General features: G+C 67.9%; 6 protein-coding genes and 1 pseudogene. All 7 read right to left on the reverse strand.

What is annotated here, in order from left to right; translation table 11 throughout:
- Positions 1–61 precede the first annotated feature (61 nt).
- Positions 62–454, reverse strand: a complete 393-nt coding sequence (locus ACWCQ1_RS51485) for a pyridoxamine 5'-phosphate oxidase family protein (RefSeq protein WP_451030065.1) — start codon at positions 452–454, stop codon at positions 62–64.
- Positions 455–545: 91 nt separating this feature from the next.
- Positions 546–803, reverse strand: a pseudogene (locus ACWCQ1_RS51490) (aldo/keto reductase); the annotation flags it as partial.
- A protein-coding gene (locus tag ACWCQ1_RS51495) for an IS630 family transposase (protein WP_451030066.1) occupies positions 800–1,884 on the reverse strand; the annotation gives its coding sequence in 2 pieces (ribosomal slippage) (positions 800–1,359 and positions 1,359–1,884; 1,086 coding nt in all). The pseudogene ACWCQ1_RS51490 and the gene ACWCQ1_RS51495, both read right to left, overlap by 4 nt.
- Positions 1,885–2,021: 137 nt before the next feature.
- Entirely contained in the window at positions 2,022–2,912 is an 891-nt protein-coding gene (locus tag ACWCQ1_RS51500) for a sugar phosphate isomerase/epimerase family protein (protein ID WP_450898816.1), read from the reverse strand.
- Positions 2,913–2,944: 32 nt separating this feature from the next.
- Positions 2,945–3,943 carry a sugar phosphate isomerase/epimerase family protein gene (locus ACWCQ1_RS51505; RefSeq protein ID WP_451030067.1) on the reverse strand — a complete coding sequence of 333 codons (999 nt, stop codon included), beginning with the start codon at positions 3,941–3,943 and terminating at the stop codon, positions 2,945–2,947.
- 28 nt (positions 3,944–3,971) lie between these two features.
- Complete coding sequence (locus ACWCQ1_RS51510; protein ID WP_451030068.1) at positions 3,972–5,165, reverse strand: Gfo/Idh/MocA family protein; 1,194 nt, start codon at positions 5,163–5,165, stop codon at positions 3,972–3,974.
- A 35-nt stretch (positions 5,166–5,200) separates the two neighbouring features.
- Positions 5,201–5,536: aldehyde dehydrogenase family protein (locus ACWCQ1_RS51515; protein WP_451030069.1), on the reverse strand; the 336-nt coding region annotated here is incomplete at its 5' end.

Consider the following 5,536-nt stretch of genomic DNA (forward strand, 5'->3'; position numbering starts at 1 on the left):
CCCTCCGCGCGAAGTCCACGCCGAGTACGAGAAGTTGCGAATCGCCGCGTGAAATAAACGGTCAGAAGCCTGTCCGGAAAACGCGAGGCCCCTCAACCGTCACGAGCGGACTCTCCCTGGCAGGGTAGTCCTTGCCAAGGAAATGCCTTGAGAGTCGGTCGATGTCGGCGAGTCCCTCATCAGGCTTGATTGACACGACGTGTCCCTGAACAGATACATGCGTGCCGAAGTCGTCCGCTCCCAGCACAGTCAGCGACACGTGGCCGTTGTTCTGCAGGTGTTTCAGGCGGGCGCGGTCGGCGTTCATGCACGGCATGAGAAGTCCGTCATCTTCGATGAGGTACCAGGTCGCTACCGATACAGGGCGGCCTTTCGCCGTGACCGTCGCCATGACGGCCGGGTTCGGCTTCCGGAGAAAGGCCAGGGCGGCCTCTGGCAACGGAGCATCAGACATAGCTCTATCCCTTCCATGACGCGGGTCCCGGGACGCGGCACCCTCCGTCGGTCACATCGCAGACCAACCGCACTGTGCGGTCAGGCTGTTGTCACGCCGCTGCGCGTTCGACCGGCGGCCGACGCCTCAGTTCCCGCTGGAGGACGGACGGCGGCTGGTAGGCCACATCGAGTGTGCCCGTGTCCGTGCCGGGCGGCACGATGGCGTCGATGCGGTCCAGGACGTCGTCCGAGAGCGTGACTTCGGCGCCCGCGAGCAGATCGTCCAGATGTGCCATGGACCGCGGTCCGAGGAGCGCGGATGTGACGCCGGGGTGGGCGAGCACGAAGCCCACGGCGAGATGGGTTACTGACGTTGTTGCCGTGATGTCGTCAAGGTGAGTCCGGTTTCGGCGAGGCATCCGTTGATGAGGTTGCTGCGGTACTGGATCTGGCGGAGACCGTGTCGGAGTGTGCTGATGAGGTGGTCGGGGTCGGTGAAGGCGGTGTTGGCCTGGCTGCTGCGCCGCAGGAGGGACCAGATGCCCTCGACGGGGTTGAGGTCCGGTGCGTAGGGCGGCAGGAAGTAGCAGGTGATCCAGTCGTGGGTGTCGATGAACTCCCGCAGTCGGCGGTCCTTGTGGACGTTGAGGTTGTCCCACACGAGCACGATGGGTGCGCCGAGCTGCCGGTGTGCGGCGATGAGCAGATCGCGGTAGTCGGTCCAGGTGAAACTGCGTCTGCCGCCACGCTTGTGATCGGGATGCCGCTTGGGCCGGTAGACCAGCCGTGAGCGTTCACCGTGCTTGTAGCAGGCCAGAGCTGCGATGGAGAAGCGGCGCTGGGAGCGTCCCCTCACCCGGATGACGGGGGTGCGTCCGCGCCTGGCCCACGTCCGTGCGGTGGGCGGCGTCATCGAGAAGCCGGCTTCGTCCTCGAAGCACAGACAGGCGTCGAGCGCCGCCACGGACCTTCCACCTGCGGCCAGGTTTCCTTCACCCAGCCCGCCACGGCCGCCTCGTCGCGCTCGATCGCCCGGCGGGCCGGGACCTGGTGGCTGAAGCCGTGCCCGTGCAGCATCCGCGCGATCGCCGACAGCGTCATGCTCTTGTGGAACCGGCGCCCGATCAGCGTCTTGACCCTTGCCAGCGTCCAGGTCTGGTCCGGCCAGCCGTGCGCGACCGGCCCCTTGGCGAGCTCCTGCTCGAGCACGGCGAACAGGGCCTCACTCAGCTTGGGTCGTGACACGGGCCCGGCAGACCGCAGTCCCTCGGTGCCGGCGTCGTGCCAGGCCCGGCGCCAGCGCTGCACCGAGCGCACACTCACCCGTAAGTCCTTGGCGACCTCGGCGTTGGAGGCACCTGCAACGAATCGCTCCGCGGCCTCCAGCCGGATCCGCTCGCGAAACGCCTGCCGTTCAGGCGTCAGCCCACCACCCTGCGGATATCTCACACAACAGGCATACCGCGACGATCACACATCGTCAGCCCTCAACGACATCACGCCGCAAAGGTCAGTAGATCTACACTCCCGGGCACGTTGGAGGGCTCTACCAGGTGCGAAACAGCATGGAGGCCGGTCATCGGAGATCAGTGCTTCTCGGTCTCCAGCCTGCCCCCTCCGAAGTGCTTGTCGATCAGTGCGGTTGCCTTCTCCCGTTGGCGGACGCTGATCTCGGCGGCGTACTCCTCCCAGCCGAAGACGCACGACGAGACGACTCCGTCGAATCCGACCGAGGCAAGCGCGGCGAACACCTCGTCGAAGTCGACCTCACCGCGGCCCATTTCGGCATGCTGGTGCACGCGCACGGTCGATCCGGGCGGATTGACGATGTAGCGCAGCCCGTTGGACGCGGTGTGGTCGAGGGTGTCGGCGAGGTGGACGTAGGTGACCTTCTCTGCTGCTGCGGCGATGATTCCGGTCGCGTCGTTGCCCTGGTGGAAGGTGTGCGGCGTGCAGTACAGGAACGAGATCCAGTCCCGGTTCAGGCCGCGCACCATGTTCACCGCGGCGTGACCTTCCTCGATGAAATCGTCCGGGTGCGGTTCCAGGACGAGCTTGACGCCCTCGCGTTCGAACACGGGTATCAGCTCGTCCATCGAGCGCAGGAACTGGCTCTCCGCGAACTCGGCACCCTCGGGGCGGCCGTTGAACTCGGAGTTCATGGTGTCGACACCGAGGTCGACGGTCATCCGGATGGCGCGCTTCCAGGCCCGCACCGCAGCCTGCCGCTCTTCCTCACCCGGCCCTGACCAGCGCAGCACCGGCAGCACCGAGGCGATGCCGACCCCGGCATCGGCAGCGCGCTTGCGCAGCTTGGCCACCGTGGCGTCGTCGGCGCGCGGGTGACTGAAGAAGGGGATGAAGTCGTCCTTGGGCGACAGTTCCATCCAGGAGTAGCCGGCGCGGGCCACCAGGTCGGGTAGCTCCAGCACCGAGTGCGTGGAATAGAACATCTGCGGATCAAGAGCGAGTTTCACTGGTGTCCTCCGAGATCGGAAGCGAAGGGCGGTCAGAGGGCCGATGCGGCGCTGTGCAGGTTCTTCGCCGCCAGGGCGAGTCCGTCGGTACGGGAGAAGGCGGCGTCCTCGTGCTCGATGTTGACGGCCATGTCCGGGTCTATCTCGGCGAGGGCGCGCAGGAACTCGGTCCAGTAGGCGACGTCGTGGCCGATGCCGACGGCGACGAACTTCCAGGCCGGGTTCTCCGGCCAGGCGTTGCACCAGAAGCCGTATCCGGTGGGGACCTTGTCCGGGGCGTCGGCCGGCACCCGGGTGAACGAGGTGTCGAGGACACCGCGGATGTCGGCGCCCGGGCAGAGGGTCGCGTCCTTGGCGGCGGCGTGGAACACGAGCGGGCCGAGCCACTTGACGGAGGCGATGACGTCCATGCCCTGCCACATCAGATGCGAGGGGTCCATCTCGGCTCCTACGTTCGTCAGACCGCCCTCGTCGACCAGCCGCTTGAGGGTGACCGGGGAGAAGACGAGGTTGTGCGGGTGCATCTCGACGGCGATCCGGACGTCGTTCTCCCGGGCTAGGGCATCGATCTCCTTCCAGAACTCGACGGCCACACCCCACTGGTAGTCGAGGACGTCCATGTAGACGCCGTCCCACGGGTTGACGACCCAGGAGGGGTACTTGGCGTCGGGGTCGGAGCCCGGCGTGCCGGACATGGTGACCACGTGCCTGATCCCGAGCAGTCCGGCCAGCCGGATGGTCCGCCGCAGGTCGTCGGCGTGCTTCGGGCCGACGCCGGGGAGCGGGTTGAGCGGGTTGCCGTTGCAGTTCAGGCCGGTCAGTTCCATGCCCCGGTCGGCGAAGGTGGCGAGGTACTCCTCGCGCGCGGCGGCTGAGGACAGCAGCAGATCGACGGGGCAGTGCGGAGACGGGATGAACCCGCCGGTGTTGACCTCGACGGAGGTCAGTCCGTTCTCCTTGAGGATGTCGAGGGCTTCGGTCAGCGGACGGTCGTGCAGACAGGCGGTGTAGGCGCCGAGCTTGAGAGCCATGGTCAGGTCCTTCGGTCGAGAAGCGGGGTCACGCCGCGGGCGGAACGGCGACGGACGTGCCGCCGCTGCGGGAGGAGTCGACGACGGCCTGGATGATCTCCATGGTCCGCAGCGCGTCGGCGAAGGTGGCGCACGCCGGCAGCGGCTCTGCGACCCCGGCGACCTGGTCGAGGAACGCCCGCGCCTGGTAGGTGAAGTTGTCGCCGTTGCTGGCACCGACACCCGGTGCCTCCATCGGGACACCGCCCCCGAAGTACGGCAGCTGCGGGCCGGCGATGATCTGCCGGGCGCCCCGGGTACGGGCGTCGGGCTGGGCGTCGTCGAAGAGGTACTCGGCGGGACGGTGCTGGTCGAACGCGGCCCGTCCGCCGACTCCGAGCACGTCGAAAGCGAGCCCGTTCGGCAGCCCGAACCCGGTGCGCGTCACGGAGAAGGTGCCGACCAGCCCGGACTCGAACCGGGCGGTGAAGGACGCGGTGTCCTCGTTCTCGACCTCACCGAACTCGTCCGAGACAGGCGCCGAGTTGTGCCCGACGACCGCGCCCAGCGGCAGCGCACGCTTGGTGATCTGCGTGGACAGCAGGGCACCGGACACCGAGGCGATCGGTCCGGCGATGTACTCGGCGGCGTCGATGATGTGCGAGCCGATGTCCCCCAGCGCACCGGAACCGGCTCCGCCCTTGAACCGCCAGCTCAGCGGCCCGTTCGGGTCGGTCGCGTAGTCGCACCAGTAGCGCCCGCTGAACAGGCTGAGGTCACCCAGTTCACCGCGCAGCACATGGTCGCGGATGGCGGCGATGCCGGGCGCACGGCGGAAGGTGTATCCGACCGCGGTCACGACCTCGGCCGACCGCTCCAACGCGGCCATGGCGCGGGCGTCTTCGAGGGACCCGGCCAGCGGCTTCTCGCACAGCACGTGCTTCCCGGCGGCGACCAGCGCCTCGGCGATCGGCCGGTGCAGGGCATTGCCGACGACGATGCTGACCGCGTCGATGGTCGGGTCCTCCGCCACGGCCTCCCAGCTCGGAAGTGCCTTCTCGAAGCCGTAACGCCGGGCGGCGTCCTCGCCGAGCGCCACATTGGCATCGGCTATCGCGGCCAGCCGCACCGGCGGCAGACCTGCGCCGAAGACGGTGTTGACGTTGCGGTATCCGGCGGCGTGACTGCGGCCGGCCATACCGGCTCCGATCACAGCGACGGAGAGCGGCTTGGGTGTGGTCATGGAGCTGTCCTTCGGGAAGTCGCGGTGGAGGAAGGTCAGTTGGAGGTGGGGAAGGTGAAACCGGCGGCGACCTGCTGGGCCTGTTCGGGCCAGCGGGTGGTGACGACCTTGGGGCGGGTGTAGAAGCGGATGCCCTCGGGGCCGTGGACGGGGGAGTCGCCGATGAGGGAGTCCTTCCAGCCGCCGAAGGAGTAGTAGGCCATCGGGACCGGGACGGGGACGTTGATGCCGATCATGCCGACCTTGACCCGGCGCTGGAAGCGACGGGCGGCCTCACCGGAGGCGGTGAACAGGGCGGTTCCGTTGCCGTAGGGGTTGGCGTTGATGACGTCGATGGCCTCGTCCAGGCTCGCCACGCGCACGATCGCCAG

Source organism: Streptomyces sp. NPDC002144 (genome assembly GCF_053593695.1).

Bases quoted from the DNA above. Each gene is read 5' to 3' on its own strand.
- ACWCQ1_RS51485 (WP_451030065.1), bottom strand. From the start codon at position 454: ATGTCTGATGCTCCGTTGCCAGAGGCCGCCCTGGCCTTTCTCCGGAAG.
- ACWCQ1_RS51505 (WP_451030067.1), bottom strand. From the start codon at position 3,943: ATGGCTCTCAAGCTCGGCGCCTACACCGCCTGTCTGCACGACCGTCCG.
- ACWCQ1_RS51510 (WP_451030068.1), bottom strand. From the start codon at position 5,165: ATGACCACACCCAAGCCGCTCTCCGTCGCTGTGATCGGAGCCGGTATG.